Raw genomic sequence first — 22,157 nt, forward strand, 5'->3', positions numbered from 1 at the left:
GAGATGTTCATGATCCAGCAAAGTGTTGATGGTGTAAGTTTTGCACTGAAAGAAGAACACAATTTTCGATGGTTAAAAAAACATGGCCGAGTGTTTAAGGTATGGGATGAGCAGGATTCTGGGAATCTCTGTTTTGGGGTTGAACGAAACGGAGTGAGGCGATTTATAAAATATGCAGGGGCAAAGCCTTTGAAATTCATCGGAAATCCTGAAGATGCCGTTGCAAGGTTGGAAAAGGCAAAGCTTCGTTATGAATTTATGAAACATGCGAATCTTGTTCGACTCGTTCATCATGAAAAAGTCGGAGACGGATATATGTTGGAATTTGATTGGATTGAAGGCGTTAGCCTACGCAAATATTCTTTCGAAACGCTGCCTCTTCATGAACGCTTACACATGCTAACCAATATTTTCACCTTTCATGAACATGTGGAAAAGAAGCAATTTGTCGCTGTTGATTTTTATGATGCAAGTATGATTTATGATGAATCGAGCCAGACACTAAAGGTATGCGATATCGATTTATATGAAAAGATCCCTTACACAAATGAAATGGATCGGCTGTGGGGTTCATCGCGATTTATGGCGCCGGAAGAATTCCAAATCGGTGAAGAGCTGGATGCAAGAACGAACGTGTATCGCATGGGAGCCACCGCTTTTGTTTTACTCGGAAAAGATCAGAGTTTAGCAGAGAGTCCAATTCATAAAGTGGCCAAAAGAGCGATGAGTAAACGGAAGGAAGATCGTTTTCAAACAGTAAAAGCGTTTCATGATATTTGGAAACAAGCCGTCGACGTAAGTATGGAAGTACGTGGCTATTAGGGGTGAGGACCGCACGGGTTATCAACGTGCGGTCCATTGCGTTATTCATCGAGTCATCCGACCGTTGAGTAAAAGTTGCTCTGGTTCACCAGTCGTGGCGTTAAGCGCAAATGTTTTCGTAAGTCCTCGATATTTGACTTCATATTCCCATAACGGCATATAGCTTAAAAATGAGTCTTCAATTAAATAATCAGGCTTTTTGTTCATATATTTTTTATTCACATGTGTTTTTACATTCGCAATGTAAGGCTCAATTTGTTTCGCTGACGATAATTTGGGAGGAATTTTCACACCGATGGCGCCAATATATTCAAATGACGGGGCGACAGTATGAAGCTGATGATGTCCGGAAATGGCATCAATGAAAGCCGTAATCACTGTTATTTTTGGTGAAAAAGGCTTTCGTTCAGCGATAACTTGTAATTTCACGACCCATATTGGATAGAACACTTTCTGTTTTCTTTTCATGAATTGTTCCAGTTCATCGGTTGCCATTTTTACTTTAAAAGACTTGCGCACTTGTTTACGTAGAGTGTGCAACCGATCGGGTCCTTTTTGTTCCGTCCCATCACCAATGACGAGCAGCTCATAACGAGTGGGGATCATAACGTGTCTCCTTCCTAGTTATGAAAAGCAAACATGGCCTCTTATTGCTCGGCATTGCGTGTGAAGACGAGCTACCATGAAGCATTTCATCTTATGTACTAAATGTATATGTGCAATTGACGTCTTTAGAATTTAATGAGGAAATGCAGTGTTGAACGATAGGTGATGAGATTGGCATGTTGTTTAAGGGCGTTCAGTTGACGAGACAACTTGAGAAAGTTACGATAATTTCTGTATGAATATTCAGAAACAGAAAAGGTTTTCCCGTTGTTTTTCATAATATATAGCACAATATATTGAAATGAACTAAAGGAGAGATGATGAATGAAGGTTGGTTTGAGTTCTTACAGTGTACTAGAAGCGTTGAATGATGGAAGGTTAACGATTGTAGAAGCCATTTCGTGGGTCAAGGAGAATGGTGGATCGCACTTAGAGCTTGTCCCGTATGGCTATTCGGTTGTGGATAACTATGCACTTGCTGATGAGATTAAAGAGCGGGCACAAGCCGAGGAGATTGAATTGTCTGGTTATTGTATGCCTGCGAACTTTATCCAGCCGACAAGAGAGGCGTTTGAAGAAGAAGTAGAACGAATTAAAAAGCATGTAGACGTGGCGCACTATATGGCATTACTCTCCTTCGTCATGACGTTACAGCTTTTCGTTTGGAATCAGAGCAGATGACCATTCACTACTTTGATGACCATTTTGATGAGATGGTGGAAGGTAGCCAAGCGATTGCTGATTATGCAAAGGGATTGGGGATGACAACAACCATTGAAAATCATGGGTTTAATGTGCAATCGAGTGACCGTGTTCAACGGATTTTGCGTGCTGTGGACCGTGACAATTTCAAAACGACACTCGATATCGGTAATTTCCTATGCGCAGATGAAGACCCACTCGTCGGTATTCGCAAAAATCTAAATCAAGCAGCAACAGTCCATTTCAAAGACTTTTATGTACGTCCTTACTATGAGAATCCAGGAAGCGGAAAGTGGTTCCGTACGTCCAATGACAATTATTTGCGAGGCGCGATTGTTGGACACGGAGAACTTCCAATTCGTGAGGTGATCCGACTTTTAAAAGCGGATGGGTTTGATGGAAATATCGTCGTTGAATTTGAAGGGATGGAAGATTGTCTAATCGGTTCGAAGATCGGAATGGAGAATACGCGTCGCCTATGGGAAGAAGTCAAGGCGGACAGTTGGAAAGTAGGATTGGAAGAGGTGAAAAACTAAAATGTTAAATGTTGTTGTGATTGGGTTAGGTACGATTTCGGAGATGCACGTAAGCGCTTATGAGCAAAATCCGAACGTTCATCTGTACGGTGTGTGTGATGTGAATGAGGAGCGGGCAGAGCGGGTAGCTGATGAATATTCAGTGAAGCACGTATTCACTGATGCAGGCGATGTGTTTAATGATGCGAACGTGCAGGCAGTAAGTATTTGCACGTGGAACAAAACACATGCACAACTTGCGATTCAAGCGTTAGAAGCTGGGTTAAATGTACTCGTCGAAAAACCACTCGCAATGAGCGTGGAGGAGGCCGAGCAAATTCAAGAAGCTGAGCGCACATCAAAAGCGATGCTTCAAGTCGGTTACGTACGGCGCTTCAGCTCCAATGCACAAGTGCTCAAGCAATTTATAGATCGTGGGGATTTAGGAGAGGTGTATTACGCAAAAGCATCGTACATTCGTAGAGTTGGAAATCCTGGAGGCTGGTTTGCCGATCGTGAGCTGTCAGGTGGTGGCCCACTCATTGATCTCGGTGTACATCTCATTGACCTTTGTTGGTATATGATGGACCGGCCGGCAGTGCAATCAGTCGCAGGTCATAGTTATCACCGTTTAGGAAATCGAAGCAACATTAAGAACCTATCTTTCTATAAAGCAGCCGACTACGAAAGTGCGAAGAATAGTGTAGAAGATTTAGCAAATGGGTTGGTCACGTTTAAGAACGGGGCTTCAATGCAGTTTGATGTTTCCTATTCTTTGCATGCAAAAGAAGACGAAGTGCATATAAAGCTGTATGGGACGAAAGGTGGGGCAGAGTTGGAACCTGAACTCATCATTGTGACTGAAAGTGAAAATACGATCTTGAATATCCAGCCACAAATGGACCATCCGAACTTTCATTTCCAAAGCGCATTTCAAAATCAAATTGATGGTTTTGTATCAGCGGTACTCAATGAGGAAGTGTCCCCTGCACCTGTAGAGGATGGTATTGAATTGCTAAAAATTATCGAAAAGATTTATGAATAAGCTGTCTATATAGAATGAACTTAACATTTTCCTGATTGCACAGTTTGTTGTTGCTTTCCACTGCAGGCGGTTGCTTACACTCCAGAGCACAAGGGCGACATCGGTTCACGTTTATGCCTCCTGGCTACGGTCGGTGTGTGGAAAGAAGTCCAAATGCCCCATATATCCATATTTGTGACATTCGAGAAAGAAAAATCATGATTTTACACGTGAATGCGCACATAAACGGTGTCAACTGTCACAAATATTGCAATTTGTGACAGTTGCGTGCCGAAAGTGCCCGGTTTGAGGCTGGATTGTCACATACGTGACCGGCCATCACATGCTTGTGCCAGGTGGTGAGCCTCGGTCACGACTTTTTGCCCTTCGGCAAACGTTTTTTCGTGTTGCCCGCAACCCTTATAGTGACGAACAACGACCGGCAACGAGATGAATTTCAACAGACAATATGCAAACACTCTCCCGCAAAGACCCATCTTGGTCATCCGATTCAATGAATTTCTTTAGTTCAACTTATATAGGAGAGAAACTTTCTTTCCCTCCAACAACAAGTGGTTCAGCAATAAAGAGGCTCTTACTAGGCGATGAATCGCCTAGTAAGAGCCTTTTAGTTCATCAAGGGTTAATGTTTAGTTTGCCATCGGCAATTTCACTATGAGTGTTGCCTTCACTGTCGATTACCGTTACCTCAATTTCAGCTTCACTCGCTTGAAGGTTCGAGGTTGCGGTCCAATAAGCTGTGTACACGCCCGGTTCAGTTTCAGTAACTGGAAGTTCTGTCGGAGCATTGGGAACGTTTACGAGAGGCGCGCGAATAGAGAACGATGCATCTAATCCTGACTCGCTTTCAAATTGTATGCGGACGGATTCACCACTTTGTAAGGTCACATCTTCTGTCGGCTCAAGGTTGTGAATTGAGATGTCGCCATCTTCTTTATCAGCGTGAAGGGCATCAATCATCATTTTAGGTATCTCGGTATTGTCCAATGTAGCACGGTATTGCTCCTCGGTAGGGCCGTACGCATATACAGGAACGTCTACAGCGGTATGACCGGTTGTTGTCCAGCCTACTAATGCACGGTCGCTAATGACACGGGCAATCCCTTCTTCTACAGTTTCAGCATCTTCGAGAATGCAATCGGCTTCTTCGTCAGTAAGGTCATCAATACCTGCATAAGCCTGAAGCACATCCTCTAAGTTCTCGTTGTCATCGCCGAGTTGTTCGGCCATGTAATCAATTGAGCGGGTGACGTTTTTAAGCACGTCACGCTCAAAGCCATATTCTCCGTCCAACCCTAAAGACAGGCCTCCTGTGCCGTGATCAGCTGTAATGACAACGAGGGTATTTGGTTCGGATTTTGCATAGTCTAAAGCAACCTCAATCGCTTCATCGAAAGCAATCGTATCGGTCATCATTTCTGCAGGGAAATTATCATGACCCGCATGGTCAATTCTTCCACCTTCAACCATTAAAAAGAAACCGTCATCGTCTTTGCTCAATTGTTCAATGGCTGTATTTGTCATTTCTGCGAGCGAAGGTTGGTTTGTCGTTTCTCGGTCTAGTTCATACGCCATATGAGAGGAGCTGAATAACCCTAATAGCTTGTCACCTTCTGTTTGCAGTAGTTCATCACGATCGTAAAGTAGCTCGTATCCTGCATCCTCAGCTTCTTCGATTAAGTCCCGTCCATCATCTCGTTCTTCAGCATCAAAGTGTTCAATTCCGCCACCAAGTAACACGTCAACGTCATAATCTAGCATTTGCGTGGCAATCTCATCTTCCATGCCTCGATCTTCGACGTGAGACGCGAATGACGCAGGTGTTGCATGAGTAATGCGTGTTGTGGATACGAGACCAGTACTCATCCCAAGATCTTGAGCAAAGCTTGTTATTGGTTTGACAGGTTCATAGACGCCTTCTTCATTCGGTACCATCCCAACCACGTCATTGTCGGTTTTGTGACCACTGGAAAGAGCGGTTCCTGCAGCTGCTGAATCAGTGACGATGTTGTCCAAGGAATGTGTACGTGCATAACCGATGGAGGAAAACGTATCCATCGTGAGCGTTCCATAGTCATAGCCTTCTCCTAAGAAGTACGCAGCGGATGACACTTGCTGAGGTCCCATCCCATCACCAATTAAATAGATGATGTTTTCAACATTCGGGCCGTTTGCTTCTTCATTCGATGGGTTTACAGACGCAACGGTTGTTCCAACTGCTAGTGGAACGATCGTACCGATACTGATGATGGTTTTTAACGATGATCTCAATGTAAACACCTCTTTTTGTCAGTATGATTCCTAACGTATCATTTAAGAAGTGTTAAATTAACGAAAATTAAGAAAAATAATTCTAAAATCCGCAAAAATAGCCTTAATCCCTACGTTTGAAACGAGATCCAACATACCCGACGATGAGCAGTAGGATAGAAGTCCACGCATAATCGCGGAGAAACTGAGACCCTGGAAATTCTAGAAATGTTGAAACGAACCGTCCGAAAAGGGCAAGCAGTCCAACAAGTAGCATCACATCAAATAATATTCGGACGGTCTTCATGAAATCTTCTCCCTCAAGTCGTTGATTTAAGTCAGTCGATGGAAAAATTCGTGCAAGCGATCTAAAGATGTCATGCGTTCGTTGCACTCGACGGTGTCGACGCAAATGTAATTGCCTTTTTTCGTGTACATATCACGGTTTCCTTGATGGTTTTTGCGCGATGTAAACAGTCGCTGAGGTCCGTGATGATTACAAAGAGCGCAAACTCCATGGACTGTGCGCGGGAGGAATGTCCCTTCGATACCGATGTGTTTCTGGTCAGGGTATGCGACAATGTAGCGTTTCTGGATGCCTGGGTCTTCCCAGCTGAAGTGAGAAATACGTGTGAGTTCGGTTTGTTGAACTGGGGCGTTCTTCACTTTAGCTTTAGGAAATAATGTGTGAAGAATCTGTTCAGTGACGCGCGGAAAAGGAATTAAATACTTATGTAAAGATGACAGGTAAATGGCTGCGGTTTCTTCATCAATTACATTGTTAATCAAAGACAAATGAGAGATTTGCTCATCACTAAGGTGTATAAATGTGTCTTGAATCTTATCAATCGCAAGTGATTGGACGGCATGTTTGACGTCCGTATCCAGAACCGTTTTGTGTGTATGCACAACGGTCCGCGCTTGTTCTCGTATATAGTTATATTGGTCATTGCGAATGAATGGGATCATCGTGTGGCTCCTTCCGAACGAGCAGAAAACTGTACCCTTGAGTATATAGGAAGGAAGATTTCATGTACAAGCATATAAATTTTCATATTATTATGTATAATGCAGGAAAGGAGGCGAGCGAATGTCTGAAAAGAGGCAACTGAAAAAAGTATTGAACCGCACGGACGCTCTCGTTCTATCATTAGGAGCCATGATCGGTTGGGGATGGGTCGTTCTTTCTGGAGGTTGGGTGACAGATGCCGGTGTTGTAGGTGCAGGTCTAGCGTTCCTTGTCGGTGGCGCCCTAGTGTTAGTTGTTGGTCTGACGTATTCAGAACTTGCATCTGCGATGCCAAAGGTCGGAGGCGAACATTCATACGCCCTTCGTGGCATCGGACCCCGAGGGTCGTTTATCGCTTCTTGGGCGATAGCGCTTGGGTATGTGAGTGTCGTGGCTTTTGAAGCGGTTGCTCTTCCGAACGTCGTAGAATACATTTTCCCGAATTATAAAGTAGGTTATATGTATACGATCACAGGCTATGATGTGTATGCGACTTGGGTGCTCGTCGGAATTGCCGGGTCTGTATTTATCGCTTGGATTAATTATGTCGGGATCAAATTCGCTTCGTTTGTACAAATGGTTCTGACGTTAATGATTATTCTCGTCGGTTTAATGCTCATTTTTGGAAGTGCAGCCAATGGCAGTATCGCCAATGCCGATCCGCTATGGGTGACAAGCACCGCGGGCCTTCTCACGGTTATGATTGCGACCCCCTTTCTGTTCGTCGGGTTTGATGTCATACCCCAAGCAGCTGAAGAAATGAACATTAAGCCGCGTTCCATCGGTAAGCTTCTTATTATTTCTGTATTTTGTGCGATCCTTTTTTACTTAGCAGTAATCTTTGCGGTCGGTTTTGGACTTGGGCCCGAAGACCGGGAATTGTCGATACTGCCGACAGCAGATGCAATGGCAAATGTGTTTGGTGCCGACGTGTTCGGTCACATCCTTGTTCTTGGGGGAATTGCCGGAATCTTAACGAGTTGGAATGCGTTTATAATTGGAGGAAGTCGCGTCATTTTTGCGATGGCGGATACGAAGATGCTGCCCGCTTGGTTTGGCAAAGTTCATCCGAAACACGGGACACCGTCCAATGCAATTATTTTTATCGGTGGGTTGTCCGTTGTGAGTCCGTTTTTTGGTGATCCGATGCTCGGTTGGCTCGTTGATGCGGGTGGACTGACGATTGTCGTTGCTTACTTAATGGTTGCCGTTTCATTTATTATGCTACGTCGCCGTTTACCGGAAATGGATCGACCATTTCGGGCAGGAAGAAGCGTGTGGATTGGCTGGCTTGCGCTTTTGATGAGTGTGTTCTTCTTCGTGCAATATATGCCAGGAATGCCTGCTGGGCTTGGAATTCAAGAGTGGATGATCCTCGGTGGGTGGTGGATCATTGGCGCATACTTTGCCATCACACGATACGAAACGTACAAAACCGTTACGTATGAAAAAGATGTCGATATTGATGAAAAAAGCGCAGTGTAACGCACGATTTTGCGGGAGAGGGGGTGTGCTCTGGAAATAAAATTTATTCAAACCGTCACGCTCACTTCCGCAATGAGCTGAGTGAGTTATACTAGCGGGAACTCACGATGCTAAAAGTATATGAAGAAATTTGTATTTGCTCACCTAAACGTCTAGTCGGATAACATTTGGATATTTTTAGGAGATCGGCGATCTGGATCACCCCCGAAACGATCTATATAAGTTGAACGAAAGAATTTCTTCAAGAACTAGGAGTAAGTCTGGTAAAGTTGAAACTGTGCTCGAGTTGGGACCGAACGGTTCTCAAGCTGGAGAAAGTCGCTGGAAAAGCGGTATGTTCTTATAAACTCGGGAACAGATTACCTGGTCACCTATACAATCCCAGCCCCGAAGTGCCCACTCGGTTCGGCCCCGGCGGGGCCGACAGGGGGCTCGCTTATGAGCATTGAATCTGCGCGCAAGTTGGAACAAACTGCGCAGGAGTTTGGTGAAATCGGCGCTGAAATCAGTGAAAAGCGCAAACTTGCGCGCAGAACGGTCGTTCGTCTTGCCCGCAAGTGCCGCCATCCCCTGCGGCAACGGGCTCAGAGAACCATCCTTTGCATTTCCAAGCCAAAAACCTAGCAAGACGTCGGCTCGAGTCGCGCCGAAGCGAAACTGAACCGTCGTCGGCATGACTTATGCCTACAGCTCATTCTTTAATCCAACAAGTATAGACCACTAAATCGGCGTATGTCCTATGTCTGTGCAGGCGAAAAACCTTGACGCTTTGCAAGGAAGCGTCAAGCTTTTTTAAAGATGCCTGGTTGTTTGGCGAAAACGTTCACACATTCCCCGAGCTGCGTCGTCAAGTAGCTGGCCGCAACGGATGTGGATAAATGCCCAGCTTTTCTTTTCGGGGAGATGACTTTTGCCCACATATCCACACACAATAGAGTGAACGGAGCTGATGAATGAGCGCATGCAATGATTTACCCACATATCCTCATGTTTTTGTGCGTAATCCAGTCCTGACTGAGGGTGCCTGTACACAAGTCCCTCCACCTACGACCTATAGCCGCTATCTATTCCAGACTTAATACGTCACCGTCGGTCGTCTCAATAATGAACCCTTTATCTCGTAGCACCTCTTGGTCAACGCGCAAGAATTGGCGAGGCATATTCAAGTCTGACTCTTCAGCATCTTCATCGGGCTCATCATTGTGCTCGACTTCAATGCGAACGGTGTCTTCATCCTCGATAATAATATGTTGTGCACGGAATGAATGTCCGAGGTATTCCTCATCACCAATCTGATACACGAGCACATCTTCTTCGTCAAAATCGAACGTATTTTCATAATCATCCGGGTAATCATCTTCAGTGTAAAGCCAGACGCCAGCTTCAGCGTAATAATCTGGAGAGCCGAGTATCCAATTCACATGTTGAAACTCAATCGTATCGTCATGGTCTGTTGGGGAGACTGCGGTAGGCTCCGTAGCGGAGTCATCATCGTCTTCCTCCTCCTCAACAGGCTCTTCCTCTTCTTCTTCTTCTTCGACTTCTTCCACTGTTTCTTGTTCCTCTTCTTCGGTCACTTCTTCTGAATTCCCACAAGCTGCAACTGCGACGAAGCAACTAGCGAACCCAATCATGCGAAGCTTCTTCATATCGTGTCCTCCTACAATTGTCATCTTCGTTAAAATGTACCAAAAATAAAAACAAGAAAGTGACATATTACTGAATTTATCAAAAATAAGCAGGAGGACATGAGTATATATTCATACAATGGCGGACTTTTAAAAGGTGAGAAAGATAAAAACTTGTGTTTGTCATGAATCCATATGCCTACAAAATAAATTCGGACAAAATTAGACAACCGTGTGAGCGTATGTTACAATGATTGATATTCAGTCACTTCGAGCGCTGTATCGCTCGGGGTGGCTCTAATTAAAATCATGTAATGACTGACAGTCAGTCATTAAAACAGAAGAGGTTGAGAAAAATGGGCAAAACGATTACGTCAAAGTTGTTGTTTTTGTCAGTATTTACCGCATTTATATTTGCAATTGTAGGGATCATTTGGGGACTGTTGAGTTCTTCACAAATGATCTTATTTGATGGCGTGTACTCCGTGATTAGTCTCATCATGTCACTCATCGCCTTGCTTGGGTCCATGTATGTTGATAAAGAAGACAGTGGGCGTTTTCCGTTCGGGAAGGCGACGATTGAACCGGCGATCGTCATTGTACAAGGTGTTGTTATTAGCATTCTTTGTGTGGCTGCCATTTCCTCGTCGATCACATCCATGATGAGCAGAGGTCGTGAAGTAGCACTCGGAAGTGCATTAGGCTATGGAATCTTTTCTTTAGTCATCTGTTTTGCGATTCAATATGTGATGAAAAAGAATCGTCATCACTCAGAGTTCATTAAAGCTGAAGCGGCGCAGTGGCTTATGGATACGTTACTAAGCGTAGCGGTTGTCGTTGGATTCATTGGTGCGTTGCTATTACAAAGTACGTCCATTGCGTGGATTATCCCGTATATTGATCCGTTCATGGTACTGCTTGCCGGACTGTACTTCCTCTCTGTCCCGATTACGCTCATTAAGCGCAACGGGCGAGAGCTGTTGCGAATGACGCCTGACAGCGAAACACAGAAACGGCTAGAAACACACGTACAGAAGCTAAAAAAGAATTATCATATCGAAGGTGCGTCTGTAAGAAGTTCTAAAGTCGGGCGAACGATGTATATTGATATTGACTTCTTGTTGGACCGTGCGTCCACCGTTCGAACCGTGGAAGATATGGACCGGGTGCGCGAAGAACTCGACGAGTCGTTCCGTGACATGTCGCAAAAGCGATGGGTGAACGTCTCATTTACTAGAAAAAGAAAATGGGCACGGGAATGTTCATAAATTTGTCGAACGATCCCCCTCACTCATCTTGTACAGTAGAGAGAGGGTAGGTGCTCTTGAAAAATTTTCAACTACGTTGGTTTCGTAGAGTCGGTCTCATTGAAGGCTTGTCTCTCATTACATTATTATTTATTGCAATGCCGCTAAAATATATGGCAGGGATGGATCAAGTCGTTTCTGTTGTTGGCATGGCTCATGGCGTTCTTTATCTGCTGTATATGGCGTTTGTCTTTCTTGTCACACTCACTGTTCGGTGGTCATGGAAGTGGTTTATCGGGGCGAGTGCCGTTGCATTCATCCCATTCGGCAACTTTGTACTTGATGCCCGATTGAAAACAGCAGACTTTGCACGTGAAGAAGTAGATGTCGCTGCGGTAAAATAAAAAAGGGTACGTATGGGCGCAAACCCATCCGTACTCTTTTTTAATTCATCGGAAAAAATCGTTCTATACGTTTTTCAACGTCCTCATCTTCAATGAGCGGTGGGGCGTGGTGTGGTTTCAGCCGTGCATCAATGATCATCGCATCACATCCCCAATGTTTGTGGAGCGTGAAACTGTTCACACCGTGCATATCGTGTGAAGGGTTGCTTCGTGTGAAGGTTGTCCACAGAAAGTTGTCCAGTGACCGACTCGCAAATGAACTATCGTCGGTAAGGACGAGCAGCGGGTAATGATTCACATCGTTGTTGGCTGCAATTTTTGCTGAGAGGGCGTCGATTTCCTTTGCTGTCGTCTTTTCATCCACATAATCCCCAATCTCCATGGTGATAACCCCTGGCATGACCAGGTTTGGATTGTGGATATCCTTCGTGTTCTTCAACGTATCCGGTACGTCTGTGCATAACTCCCGCTTCTTATCCCCAATTGCAGCGATGACGACTTTACTTCCACTGTTCAACCCTGTTCCAGAATAGTCGAGTGTATCGATTGTCGTGTTCGTCTGGAAGTGAAGATCTCGGTGTAAGTCAATGCGTTCGAGTACATATTGTAGAAAAGCGGCTTCATCATGTGTGCTCACATCGTCGTCATCAGACGTAATGAACAAATATTTGGCAAGACTTAATTGCCCGAAGCCGAGAATCCGGTTCGCGGTCGTCAGCAATTCCATCGGCCGTTTCACATCTTCAAATGGTGTGTACCGCTCACTACCGATCGCAAACAGAAGCGGATGAACACCAGCTGCATCAATGGCGTGCACTTCTTTTACGCCGGGCAACTCTTGTGTGACGCTTCGCCAGTTAATTCATGAATGACCGCTCCAAATGTCGTATCTTCCTGCGGCGGGCGACCGACGACCGTAAATGGATAAATCGCATCTGGCCGTGCGTACACTTTGTTAACATGCATGACGGGGAACTCATGAGTCAAACTGTAATAACCGAGGTGATCTCCAAACGGGCCTTCAGGTTTTGTATCATCAGGATAGATGTCACCGGTTATGACAAAATCAGCGTCATGGCTTATGCAATAGCCATCTTCATAACTATGACGGAATCGTCTTCCTGACAGCAGCCCAGCAAATAGCATTTCACTAAGCCCTTCAGGAAGCGGCATGACCGCACTTAATGTATGAGCTGGGGGACCACCAATAAAGATGCTTACCTTCAACGGCTCGCCCTTTTTGACAGCTTTCGATTGATGCACACCAATCCCACGGTGAATTTGGTAGTGCAAACCGATTTCTTTTCCTTCTTCATAGTCGTTTCCATCCAGCTGTACACGGTACATCCCAAGATTGGCATTCATAATGCCCGGCTTGTCCGGATCTTCACTATACACTTGTGGTAACGTAATAAATGCACCACCATCATCCGGCCAAGATTTGATCATCGGCAAGTCTGTAAGAGGAATCTCTTCCAGCTTAGAATGCTTCACACCTGGCAGCCGCATCGGCAACGCCTTAACTGCTGAGAAGCCAGTCGTTGCATTCTTTAATGGATTCTTTAATGCTTTCATCGGATCATCGCGCATGGAAATCACATCGTTGACTCCGTCCCACGTCTTGCGGAACATGTATTTCGTTCGTTTAGACGTACCATATAGGTTGGCGACGGCTCGATACTTCGACCCTTTTACATTCTCAAAAAGAATCGCCGGTCCTTGCTCCTTGTATGCACGACGTTGAATCGCCGCCATTTCCAAGTTCGGATCAACTTCTTCTTTAATGCGGATGAGTTCGCCTGCTTTTTCCAAATCATTGATGCAATCTTCAAGGGTTTGATACATGCGATTCAGCCTTTCATAACGTGATATGTCTATCATATCACGACAACTGTAGGAACCGTGAAGGGCTTTACACGGATGAAAGAACGTGGTATTATAATATGTCCAGAGGGAAACCTCTGCCTCATACACCATATGGGGACGATACGGATTCGACAGGAATAGGTCGAGCTTAGACTGCGAGTCGAGCTGGGTACTCGTAAAAATGCCCACGCCTATAATTGGCAAAGCTAAAGAAACTTTCACAACACCAGCTCTAGCAGCTGCGTAAATCGTTGTGGATCCTTCCTTTCATCGCCCATGTGGAAGATTTGAAGGGTCTCACTTATTAGTGGGCTACGCTGTCTGACCCCCGTCTGAGGTCAGCAGAAGAGACTAAACAGACTAGCGTTCATCTAAGCCTGTTGCTAGGCCGAAATGATCGCGAAATGATAATATAGCAACTACACTCGTAGACGTTTAAGTGTCGTTATTTCTGGACGCGGGTTCAACTCCCGCCGTCTCCACCATACATAGTGATGGTGGTTTTTTTGTGTGAATATACTTACGACCTCTTGTGTCTACGCCCTAAAACTCTTTCGTGAGTTATACACAAAGAGTTAGCCACTTTTAACGGTGGACTATTAAAAATCGCCGTTAGCTAGAGCAGCTCTAACAATTAATTTAGCTTCTCTTTCCTTTATTTCATATTTTTTAATGGTTATGAGACTTGTGTTTATCACTAGCTAATAATAAAGAGATCTTGCATTATTCTTCTTTTCTTTAAATTCACTTTGGGGATTTGAATTAATGAACCCTTCCCGGGATTTTTCGACACCACCCAAAGGATCGGCTCACTTTTGATCGCCGAAAATCCCTCATCGAATCGATGGGAGGTTCTAAATCATATAAATCTTGCAGGTCAAACAGGCTCGCTTGTCGTATAATGGCCATAAGGAAGTCTTCCTCCAGTCTTTAGAGTTTGGTCGGCACTTAACTCATTCGACTGTTTGGGGAGGTACTCCTTTTTTCGTGGCGTGAAAACCTCGGGAGACGAAGGCTGGTAGTTATGAAATTCGTTCATATGCATAGATTTATTTATCATTTCTGTGAACTTTCGTAATTTTATGCTTTTATGTGTTAAAGTATTGTTAGCATATCCAACATGGAGGGTTTACGATTGGAGCATATAACAATACAAGAGATCAACAAAGTAGACAAAGATAACGGAGATGTCCGTTTAATTCTAGCGGAAAACGACATGCGAAAGGTAGTTGAAGTCAGTATATCTGAGGGTGTTTTTGTTTTCTCACGATATGATTTGGCTTACGCGAAGCGAGTTAAAGTCATTGAGCATATACACGGTATTTGGGATTCTGTTAGATAAAGAATATATTAACCCTCTCTTTTATGGGAAGGGATTACACCTGGAAAGGTGTATTTTTTATGCGCTAAATTTGGTCGAACACCACATATTGATTAATCCGATCCCTTCAAATCTATCATGCAAGAACAAATGATAGAGGAGGCGATCTTGTGGTTATAGAATTATTTGGTGCAGTTTTAATTATATTGATTGTGATTAATTTTAAAAAGTAATTCCCAATAAAACTAGGGTTTAGGGGGAAGGAGGTGGTACATGCAATCCAAAAACTACCCATTACGCATATTTAGACCCGGCGTGGAGTTGTTAAACGAGATCGATCAATACGAGTCCATGATCCACACTCGTCGCTGGTCCGGTGTTGGGGATTTTCAGCTTGTGATAAACCAAAACTCGGTCGATATATCCCAGTTGGAAATAAACAACCTGATTATGATTGGCAACGATGTAAACCGTGTGGGGCGCATCCTACACCGAGAGGCGGCGGTTAATCAAGCGGGCGCAGAGTCAGAGTTGTGGACCATACAAGGCGTGACGTTAGAGGGTATTGCTAAAGACTCGCTTACACTTGCCCCAGCTGATCGAGACTACGAGCAACGCAAGTGGGTGATGGATGTATCTGAAGGTCGAGACCTTACACAAGGGCAGTCAGACAATCCCCCGGTCATCTTTAGCCCTGAGATTGACTCAGTCGCCGAGCAACAGTTTTTACACAGTATTGTGGATTATGTTCCTCGGTGGTCTATGTGGCTGGACAGGGTGATGGCGCAGAGCGTCGTATCGTTGTTGTTGGTGATGGCTTGGATCGGCGTGAGTCATTTGTCGATGCGAGGGATGTCGAGGAAGAAATTGAGGACGAGGAAACGGGAGAAATGGTCTCGCGTCCGGTTAAAGACATTGACGAAGAGCTTAGGCAACGGGGGGAGGAAGCGCTGGCAGAAAAGGCACGCAAGCAGTCGTTTACATGCCAAATTATTGATGGCTCTCCATTTAAGTATGAGGTTGACTATGATTTAGGCGACATTGTTACCATGCAAAACCGCAAGTGGGGCGTTACGTTAGATGCCCGTCTCGAGGAGATCGAGCGTGATAAGAGTCGCTTGCTATCTGTAACGTTTGGGCATGATTTGCCGAGCTTTATCAAAGTGATTAAAAGAGAGATGCGACAAAGCGCCCGGTGAGGTGCTGTTTTTTATGTTTAAAAACAGAGGGTGAGAGGTTGACGCAGAGCGATTACTCAAAGAAAATACTAGAGATGATGGCTGATGTGTGTGAGAACGTAGCCAAAATCAGTGCAGCACAAGAGCATTAATCTGAGAGCTTAAAGCGCAATGAGGTCTTCATGCTTGATGCCATACGCAAATCAGAGGAGGCAAAACGCAACGCTGAGAGCGCTCTATATATTGCTCAGCAGACTAAAACGGAGTGGGTCGAAAAACAGGAGGAAGAAAGGAAAGCAAAGCAGCAAAAAGAGATTGAGGAAGCGAAGGAAAAGAAAAATGAAGAAAAGCTTCGCAGGAGCCGACATCGTTTTTTGGTAACGACAATCTGCACAGTAATCGGATTATTAATCACCTTATTCACTGGGGTTATTGCCTTAATAATTTTGTAACATGCTCTTTAACTTGATTTTTTACATACATGTATTAACGTTTTAAAGCTTCATATCGTTGAAATATTATGAATACTGATGTACTGTTATATCAATCCGTTGTCGAAGGAGGTGGAATTTTGTCGGATGATAGGCTCGATCTACTCTTACGTTTAATGGCTGAGTTGACCATGTATAGTGCAACTACAGGCGCAGACACGGAAGAAGAGTTCCAAGAAGCATCGTTGTTGTTTTTTGGTGAGATTTATAAAAAAACAAACGGATTAAACCAAGTTCCAACACATTTGCTAGAGATTGAGCTACAGAGAAGGAAAGAATTAATAAATTAAGTTTTATTTTTCCCGCCTTAAGCGGGCTTTTTAATGATATTATTATAGAATTTATAAATATTACATACTTAAATAATGAGTTTAAAAAGAGCCCGCGATATGCGGCTCACTACTACATAGGGGAGTCATGGTCTAGATTTGTAATATCGCCAAACTGTACCTCGCCACTTATTTGACCACCAAATGCGCCGCCGTCAATAATTAAACGTAACGGAGTGTCATCTGAGAAAGCGTTTGTAGGCATAGTGGCAATACGATCATCATTTAAAAACAAATTCTGCCATTCTCCGGAAAAATTATTGCGATACTGAGCAATAACTCTACCTTCGTCTTTAGGTTCAATAAATCTAAACTCAATTCTAACGAATGGCTCACTTATTCTTTTGCCATAACTCTCATTGAAATCATGTGTTTCTGGTTCGCTATTCTCGTCTTATACCTTACGGCTTTATAACGAGCCTTCACCACGCAGGCGACTTTCATCGCACGCGGCGATCCGTCAAAAACATTGCACTACAGGCCCCCACCTGTATAGAAGAATCTTAATATAAAGTTAGCCTTAGAAATACTAACTAAAGTTAGGTTTTCTGATGGGAGAGGCACTGTCGGTAAACGCATCGCTAGAAGGGAGGAGGGTAAGGTCATGGGCCGAGGCTTGAGACGGATCTTTAAATGAGCGGATTGGCAAAAGGTGAAATAAACAGTAAATTTAAAGCGAGAGAGTCGAGAACAGTCGTTTTCGATAAATGTTCCGTTCTTATCTTATAGAGCGGGGCTTTTTTTAAAATTAGTCTAGTTTGTTAGTTATACAATACGAATTTATTATTTGTAGTTCGTTGTCATCGTTAAATTCATATACATCACAAGCTGATATATTGGAAAGCCTTTCATCATTTCGAGTGAAGACTGCGTTTCCGTTAATAGCGATTCGATTGCTATCGACAAGAACATTAAATGTAGTGAATTCCGTCGTGACAGATTTGAAGTAAGCAGAAGTTTGCTCGCAATTTTCAATCACAGACTTTTTACCGATAAAGCTGTTTTCGCCTATTATATGCCATTCAATCTTTTCTGCAAAAAAAGGATAAGCAAGTTTAAAATTCCCATTTGAGAAAGCTTCTGCAATTTGTTGATTAGAGGGTTTATCATTTGTGATCATCCTATCTGCTCCTTTCATTTTTGGGAACGATTCTTCAATTATACACTTCTAACTCATTTCAAATCTATCAATTCCTATGCGATAAAAGAAGACAAGGACAATCGCCAGCATCTATATCACCTTTATATCTGTCACCACATCAAATTTTAAGTACTGAGCAAACTCATCCCACTGTTGCTCGTCGATATCGTTTAACGGTGGACTATTAAAAATCGCCGTTAGCTAGAGCAGCTCTAACAATTAATTTAGCTTCTCTTTCCATTATTTCATATTTTTTAATGGTTATGAGACTTGTGTTTATCACTAGCTAATAATAAAGAGATCTTGCATTATTCTTCTTTTCTTTAAATTCACTTTGGGGGATTTGAATTAATGAAGGTATGCCAGAGTCCAACGATAACAAAGTAGATTATAACGCGAATACCGACTGTAAAACGAAGTAATCTATAAGAATGTTCTCTTTCATACATTACGTCGCTCTTTTAGGTAATGACTTTAAAGGGCTTATGAACATTCATTTCCTTTTATTATAAAGATTTTACCATTTTGACGATTTCTGTTTGATACCCTAAGTTTTCATAAAATTTGACAGCCTTTTTGTTAGCTATAAACACATCTAATATTAATTCACCTAAACTTCGTGTGTTTGACCAATCTTCAGCGTGTTTCATTAGCGCTTTACCAATACCTTTTCCTTCACCATTTTTTGAGACGGCGATTGCCGAAATGTATCCTTGTTCCCTTTTCGTAAAATAATCTATATGGATACATAACTCAATATACCCTAGAATACTGCGATCATCCTCTGCAACATATATATTATGACTATTGTGATTAACTGCTTGTAAAACAAGTTCCAATTGCTTTTCAAGCATTAATCTATCATCTCTGAATTCCATATAATCAATAGTATTGAATCTTTTAGCTAATTCAATGACATCTTTGCGGTCTTCTTCTTTATACTTTCTAATATGCATGGTTATTGTCCTTTCCTTGTTCCTATTAGTAAATATACCTTATCTGAATAAATTTATTCACACTAATTCATACACTCACATGCCTTGCTAGCACTAAAACAAAAAACTTATCATCTAAAACCATGAAAACAAACCTTTTACTTTATTTATAGAAAAGTCTAAAACGCCATTCTCTACTCGTTCAACTATGTGTAGATAAATTTAGATAGCGTTTTATAAGAGGTTTCGCTAGGCAAACTGAAGAATCAACTATATAAAGGCTCTCCTGCTTTTCCAGAACAACATTCAAATCTGTACAAGCTATGATTACTGTATCGATTTCCCCGGTTAAATCAGAAAGGAGATCATTCCAATAGCATTTAGCACGATCAATTTCTCCATTTTTAATATGAATGATCGTATTAATAACTTTTTCCTGCCACTCGTCTTTGTGTATGTAATTAAATCCTGAGTTTCGTAGATGTTCTTGGTAAAGTCCTGACTTAACGGTAGGTCCAGTAGCAAGCAGAGCGACAGATTTAGCAGTCGCAAGTATTTCCTTTACCGTTTCTGATACCATATCCAATATAGGAATAGCTAATGATTTTCTTAGGCTATTTATATAAAGATGTGCGGTGTTACAAGGCATTGCAATGACCTGTACACCTGTACTTTCTAATTTCTTAGCACCATCTACTATTGACACTTCTAGTTCATTGTGGTCAATATCTCGATCAAGATAAAACGGGGTTGGACAAGAGTATATCAACATATGTGGATAATCAATATCATATTTTGCTCCAAAGATTTTCTGACATTGGTTTACTACTGTATCAACAAATGGACCCGTAGATTTAGGCCCCATGCCAGCTAAGATACCTAGCATGCAATTACCTCCAAAAATCTTTATTTAGGAAATCATACCATAATGTGCATTTCATTTTATTCATAGCCTGATTGTACTGTGTTATGGCATGTTCTTGCTCTGTTAGTTCAATAGAAACAGAGCGTTCTTAATTAATATTCCCCAAATAATTGGAGGATGTATACGATAATTTATGGATTTACTCCCATTCAATTAGGGATTAACCCCCAACCCGAAAAAATTCACTACACCAAAAAACATGAATTTATTTGATGTATAGTCGCACTCGGTGCATAGACCTTGTCTAAAAACGTAGGTACAACATTCCCTCTTTACATTCACATCGTGTCATACTTTATATTGTTGGAAAGGAGGGGACGATAATGAAGATCAGTGAACTTTCGAATCGAACAGGTGTTAGCACTCGTTCGATTCGTTATTACGAGAAAAAAAGGTTAATCCAACCTTTTCGTGAAGAAAATGGTTATCGGGTTTATGATGAGCAAGATATTGAACGTGTAAAAGCGATTCAATTATTTCTAGATATCGGGCTGAAAACGGATGAAATACAGCCTGTTATCGCTTGTGGTTCCATTGAACCTACGGACGGTGATTGGAATTGTGCAGATTCAGCAATCACTCTATACGAAGAGAAATTACTAAAAACAAGGCAACAAATTGAGCAATTAGAAAATTCCCAAAAGCATTTAAAAGAGTTAATTGACTTCTGGCATCTCGTTAAACAACGCCAGAGCGGGATTAAGGAACAATGAATTATCGGCTCTTACTATTAGTGTTAGGAACGTTTATTATTGGTACAGATGATTTTGTTATTGCTGGCTTACTACCGAACATTGCGAACGATATGGGAGTCACGATTACAGCGGCCGGACAATTAGTGACAGCCTTTGCCATTACCTATGCAATTGGGGCCCTGTTTTAGGTACATTGATGTCTAATATGCCTGTTAAGAAGCTTTTAGTAATATCGATGGTTGTGTTCACCATTGCAAATGGGCTTTCTGCAGTTGTCACTTCATTTGAATTACTGTTCGTAACAAGAATAATGGCTGCATTAGCCGCAGCTGTTTTCACTCCCTTGGCTATGGCTGCATCAACAAGTTTGGTTACGGATACAATGCGTGGAAAAGCTTTGTCATTTGTAATCGCTGGTATAACTATTGGGTTAATTTTAGGTGCTCCTATTGGTACATGGATTGGTAATGCCATGACCTGGCGTTATTCTTTTCTTTTCGTAGCAGTGGTAGCTTTCGTAACTGCACTTGGTGTTTTACTATTCTTACCGAAAATTGAGCGAGAAGTTTCTGTGAGCATAAAAGAAAGACTCAAAAGTTTTAACAAGATTATCGTATTAACATTGAGTGTTAGCATTATCGGAACAACAGGCGGGTTTATGACGTATACGTATATCGCGCCAATTATTACAGGGATTACAACTATCGAAAATATAAGCTTTTTCCTGCTAATACTTGGTGTTGGGGCTTTATTAGGCAATCTAGCTGGCGGGTATTTAACAGACCGTATCGGTGCTGCAACAACACTTAAATTATCACTTTTTGGTTTCGCTATTTTATTAGCAGCTTTCTCTTTGCTTACCTTATTAAATCCATCTCCATTGTCCGTTGTTCTAGTAGGTTTGGTTTGCCTATTATGGGGTATCCCTGGTTTCGGAATGAATCCAGCACTGAATGCATACCTGATTTCGTTAAATCCTAAACAGGCATCAATGATCCTATCTTTCAGTGCATCTTCTTTATATATGGGAATCGGTTTAGGCGCAATTCTAGGAGGTGGAGTCATAAACTTGAGCTCAATAAACTATGTCGGAATTAGCAGCGGAGTATTCGTATTGGTTGCTTTAATGATCTTCATCTCAGTGAATAAGACTGCAAAAAATCATTAAAAACAATTAATTTTTCGCCTTTTACATGTAACGGCTTCGATAATGATTGAGCTGGCTAAAATAACAAATAGGTTTTTGGAGAGCAGAACGTTCTAGAGATCCTTCTTTATAGATGACAGTCCCTTAATGAATCATCTTAGATGATATTACTATATTTAAAAATCATGCATCACATGAAGTTGCCCATAAACTTGACAAAGAACAGTGGTATCATTGATCTTCACTATGTTGATGTCAAATTGAACGAAATCATCTATTCAAACAATAAAATACGATGTGACAGAACTTATTATCATTTATTGTAGACAACTAAGTTAATTTGGTTTTTTGTATAAGTGTTCCTGTCTATTGATGTAAACGGTCCCATTCAATAGAAAGAGGCTGCAGCGATTTAA

Annotated in this window: 20 protein-coding genes, 1 other RNA gene and 3 pseudogenes; 15 read left to right on the forward strand and 9 right to left on the reverse strand. The window is 42.4% G+C overall.

Going from position 1 to position 22,157, the window contains the following annotated elements; all coding sequences use genetic code 11:
- Positions 1-9: 9 nt before the first annotated feature.
- On the forward strand, positions 10-822 hold the full coding sequence (locus tag JCM19039_RS09945; protein ID WP_042426629.1) for a protein kinase: 813 nt from the start codon (positions 10-12) through the stop codon (positions 820-822).
- A 45-nt stretch (positions 823-867) separates the two neighbouring features.
- On the opposite strand, the gene JCM19039_RS09950 is transcribed toward JCM19039_RS09945, so the two are convergent.
- Entirely contained in the window at positions 868-1,428 is a 561-nt protein-coding gene (locus JCM19039_RS09950) for a hypothetical protein (RefSeq protein ID WP_042426631.1), read from the reverse strand.
- Between the two features lie 324 nt (positions 1,429-1,752).
- On the opposite strand from JCM19039_RS09950, the pseudogene JCM19039_RS09955 reads away from it, so the two are divergent.
- Together JCM19039_RS09955 and JCM19039_RS09960 are read left to right on the forward strand one after the other, a co-directional pair.
- Positions 1,753-2,666: pseudogene (locus tag JCM19039_RS09955) on the forward strand (sugar phosphate isomerase/epimerase family protein).
- A 1-nt stretch (position 2,667) separates the two neighbouring features.
- A complete protein-coding gene (locus JCM19039_RS09960) occupies positions 2,668-3,690 on the forward strand; it encodes a Gfo/Idh/MocA family protein (protein WP_042426633.1) in 1,023 nt (340 codons plus the stop codon).
- 615 nt (positions 3,691-4,305) lie between these two features.
- Here JCM19039_RS09960 and JCM19039_RS09965 read toward each other — a convergent pair.
- From JCM19039_RS09965 to JCM19039_RS09975, 3 genes are all read right to left on the reverse strand, one after another.
- A complete protein-coding gene (locus tag JCM19039_RS09965) occupies positions 4,306-5,961 on the reverse strand; it encodes an alkaline phosphatase (RefSeq protein WP_052398686.1) in 1,656 nt (551 codons plus the stop codon).
- Between the two features lie 103 nt (positions 5,962-6,064).
- Positions 6,065-6,247, reverse strand: a complete 183-nt coding sequence (locus tag JCM19039_RS09970) for a hypothetical protein (RefSeq protein ID WP_042402659.1) — start codon at positions 6,245-6,247, stop codon at positions 6,065-6,067.
- 26 nt (positions 6,248-6,273) lie between these two features.
- Positions 6,274-6,909, reverse strand: coding sequence for a FusB/FusC family EF-G-binding protein (locus JCM19039_RS09975; RefSeq protein WP_042426634.1), 636 nt, complete (start codon positions 6,907-6,909; stop codon positions 6,274-6,276).
- 121 nt (positions 6,910-7,030) lie between these two features.
- On the opposite strand from JCM19039_RS09975, the gene JCM19039_RS09980 reads away from it, so the two are divergent.
- Both JCM19039_RS09980 and JCM19039_RS09985 read left to right on the forward strand, forming a co-directional pair.
- Positions 7,031-8,434, forward strand: coding sequence for an APC family permease (locus tag JCM19039_RS09980; protein WP_042426638.1), 1,404 nt, complete (start codon positions 7,031-7,033; stop codon positions 8,432-8,434).
- A gap of 438 nt (positions 8,435-8,872) precedes the next feature.
- A complete protein-coding gene (locus JCM19039_RS09985) occupies positions 8,873-9,058 on the forward strand; it encodes a hypothetical protein (RefSeq protein WP_042426640.1) in 186 nt (61 codons plus the stop codon).
- 440 nt (positions 9,059-9,498) lie between these two features.
- Here JCM19039_RS09985 and JCM19039_RS24370 read toward each other — a convergent pair whose 3' ends face one another.
- A complete protein-coding gene (locus JCM19039_RS24370; protein ID WP_042426643.1) occupies positions 9,499-10,083 on the reverse strand; it encodes a hypothetical protein in 585 nt (194 codons plus the stop codon).
- 335 nt (positions 10,084-10,418) lie between these two features.
- Between JCM19039_RS24370 and JCM19039_RS09995 the strand changes: the two genes are divergently transcribed.
- Together JCM19039_RS09995 and JCM19039_RS10000 are read left to right on the forward strand one after the other, a co-directional pair.
- Complete coding sequence (locus JCM19039_RS09995; protein WP_042426646.1) at positions 10,419-11,330, forward strand: cation diffusion facilitator family transporter; 912 nt, start codon at positions 10,419-10,421, stop codon at positions 11,328-11,330.
- Between the two features lie 56 nt (positions 11,331-11,386).
- Entirely contained in the window at positions 11,387-11,713 is a 327-nt protein-coding gene (locus JCM19039_RS10000) for a DUF3817 domain-containing protein (RefSeq protein ID WP_042426774.1), read from the forward strand.
- Positions 11,714-11,753: 40 nt separating this feature from the next.
- On the opposite strand, the pseudogene JCM19039_RS10005 reads toward JCM19039_RS10000, so the two are convergent.
- A pseudogene (locus JCM19039_RS10005) lies at positions 11,754-13,558 on the reverse strand (UbiD family decarboxylase).
- 134 nt (positions 13,559-13,692) lie between these two features.
- On the opposite strand from JCM19039_RS10005, the gene ssrA reads away from it, so the two are divergent.
- From ssrA to JCM19039_RS10025, 5 genes and pseudogenes are all read left to right on the forward strand, one after another.
- Positions 13,693-14,064, forward strand: a transfer-messenger RNA (tmRNA) gene (gene ssrA / locus JCM19039_RS23155).
- A gap of 1,109 nt (positions 14,065-15,173) precedes the next feature.
- Positions 15,174-15,632: pseudogene (locus JCM19039_RS27920) on the forward strand (hypothetical protein); the annotation flags it as partial.
- Positions 15,633-15,655: 23 nt separating this feature from the next.
- Positions 15,656-16,099, forward strand: coding sequence for a hypothetical protein (locus JCM19039_RS25420; RefSeq protein WP_081834456.1), 444 nt, complete (start codon positions 15,656-15,658; stop codon positions 16,097-16,099).
- 161 nt (positions 16,100-16,260) lie between these two features.
- On the forward strand, positions 16,261-16,530 hold the full coding sequence (locus JCM19039_RS10020; protein ID WP_042426653.1) for a hypothetical protein: 270 nt from the start codon (positions 16,261-16,263) through the stop codon (positions 16,528-16,530).
- Positions 16,531-16,649: 119 nt separating this feature from the next.
- On the forward strand, positions 16,650-16,859 hold the full coding sequence (locus tag JCM19039_RS10025) for a hypothetical protein (protein WP_042426655.1): 210 nt from the start codon (positions 16,650-16,652) through the stop codon (positions 16,857-16,859).
- Between the two features lie 787 nt (positions 16,860-17,646).
- Here JCM19039_RS10025 and JCM19039_RS10030 read toward each other — a convergent pair.
- From JCM19039_RS10030 to JCM19039_RS10040, 3 genes are all read right to left on the reverse strand, one after another.
- A complete protein-coding gene (locus JCM19039_RS10030; RefSeq protein WP_042426656.1) occupies positions 17,647-18,018 on the reverse strand; it encodes a nuclear transport factor 2 family protein in 372 nt (123 codons plus the stop codon).
- 527 nt (positions 18,019-18,545) lie between these two features.
- Positions 18,546-18,995, reverse strand: a complete 450-nt coding sequence (locus JCM19039_RS10035; protein ID WP_042426658.1) for a GNAT family N-acetyltransferase — start codon at positions 18,993-18,995, stop codon at positions 18,546-18,548.
- A 181-nt stretch (positions 18,996-19,176) separates the two neighbouring features.
- A complete protein-coding gene (locus tag JCM19039_RS10040; RefSeq protein ID WP_042426660.1) occupies positions 19,177-19,860 on the reverse strand; it encodes an aspartate/glutamate racemase family protein in 684 nt (227 codons plus the stop codon).
- A gap of 362 nt (positions 19,861-20,222) precedes the next feature.
- Here JCM19039_RS10040 and JCM19039_RS10045 point away from each other — a divergent pair, with 362 nt between their 5' ends.
- From JCM19039_RS10045 to JCM19039_RS10050, 3 genes are read left to right on the forward strand one after another with little or no spacing between them, the layout of a single operon-like run.
- Positions 20,223-20,612, forward strand: coding sequence for a MerR family transcriptional regulator (locus JCM19039_RS10045; RefSeq protein ID WP_042426661.1), 390 nt, complete (start codon positions 20,223-20,225; stop codon positions 20,610-20,612).
- Positions 20,609-20,782 carry an MFS transporter gene (locus tag JCM19039_RS24375; protein WP_193744201.1) on the forward strand — a complete coding sequence of 58 codons (174 nt, stop codon included), beginning with the start codon at positions 20,609-20,611 and terminating at the stop codon, positions 20,780-20,782. The genes JCM19039_RS10045 and JCM19039_RS24375 overlap by 4 nt, the downstream gene beginning before the upstream one ends.
- Positions 20,783-20,799: 17 nt before the next feature.
- On the forward strand, positions 20,800-21,762 hold the full coding sequence (locus JCM19039_RS10050) for an MFS transporter (protein WP_042426664.1): 963 nt from the start codon (positions 20,800-20,802) through the stop codon (positions 21,760-21,762).
- The last annotated feature ends 395 nt before the right edge of the window (positions 21,763-22,157 follow it).

The organism is Geomicrobium sp. JCM 19039 (assembly GCF_000698145.1).
GTDB lineage: Bacteria > Bacillota > Bacilli > Bacillales > Marinococcaceae > Geomicrobium_A.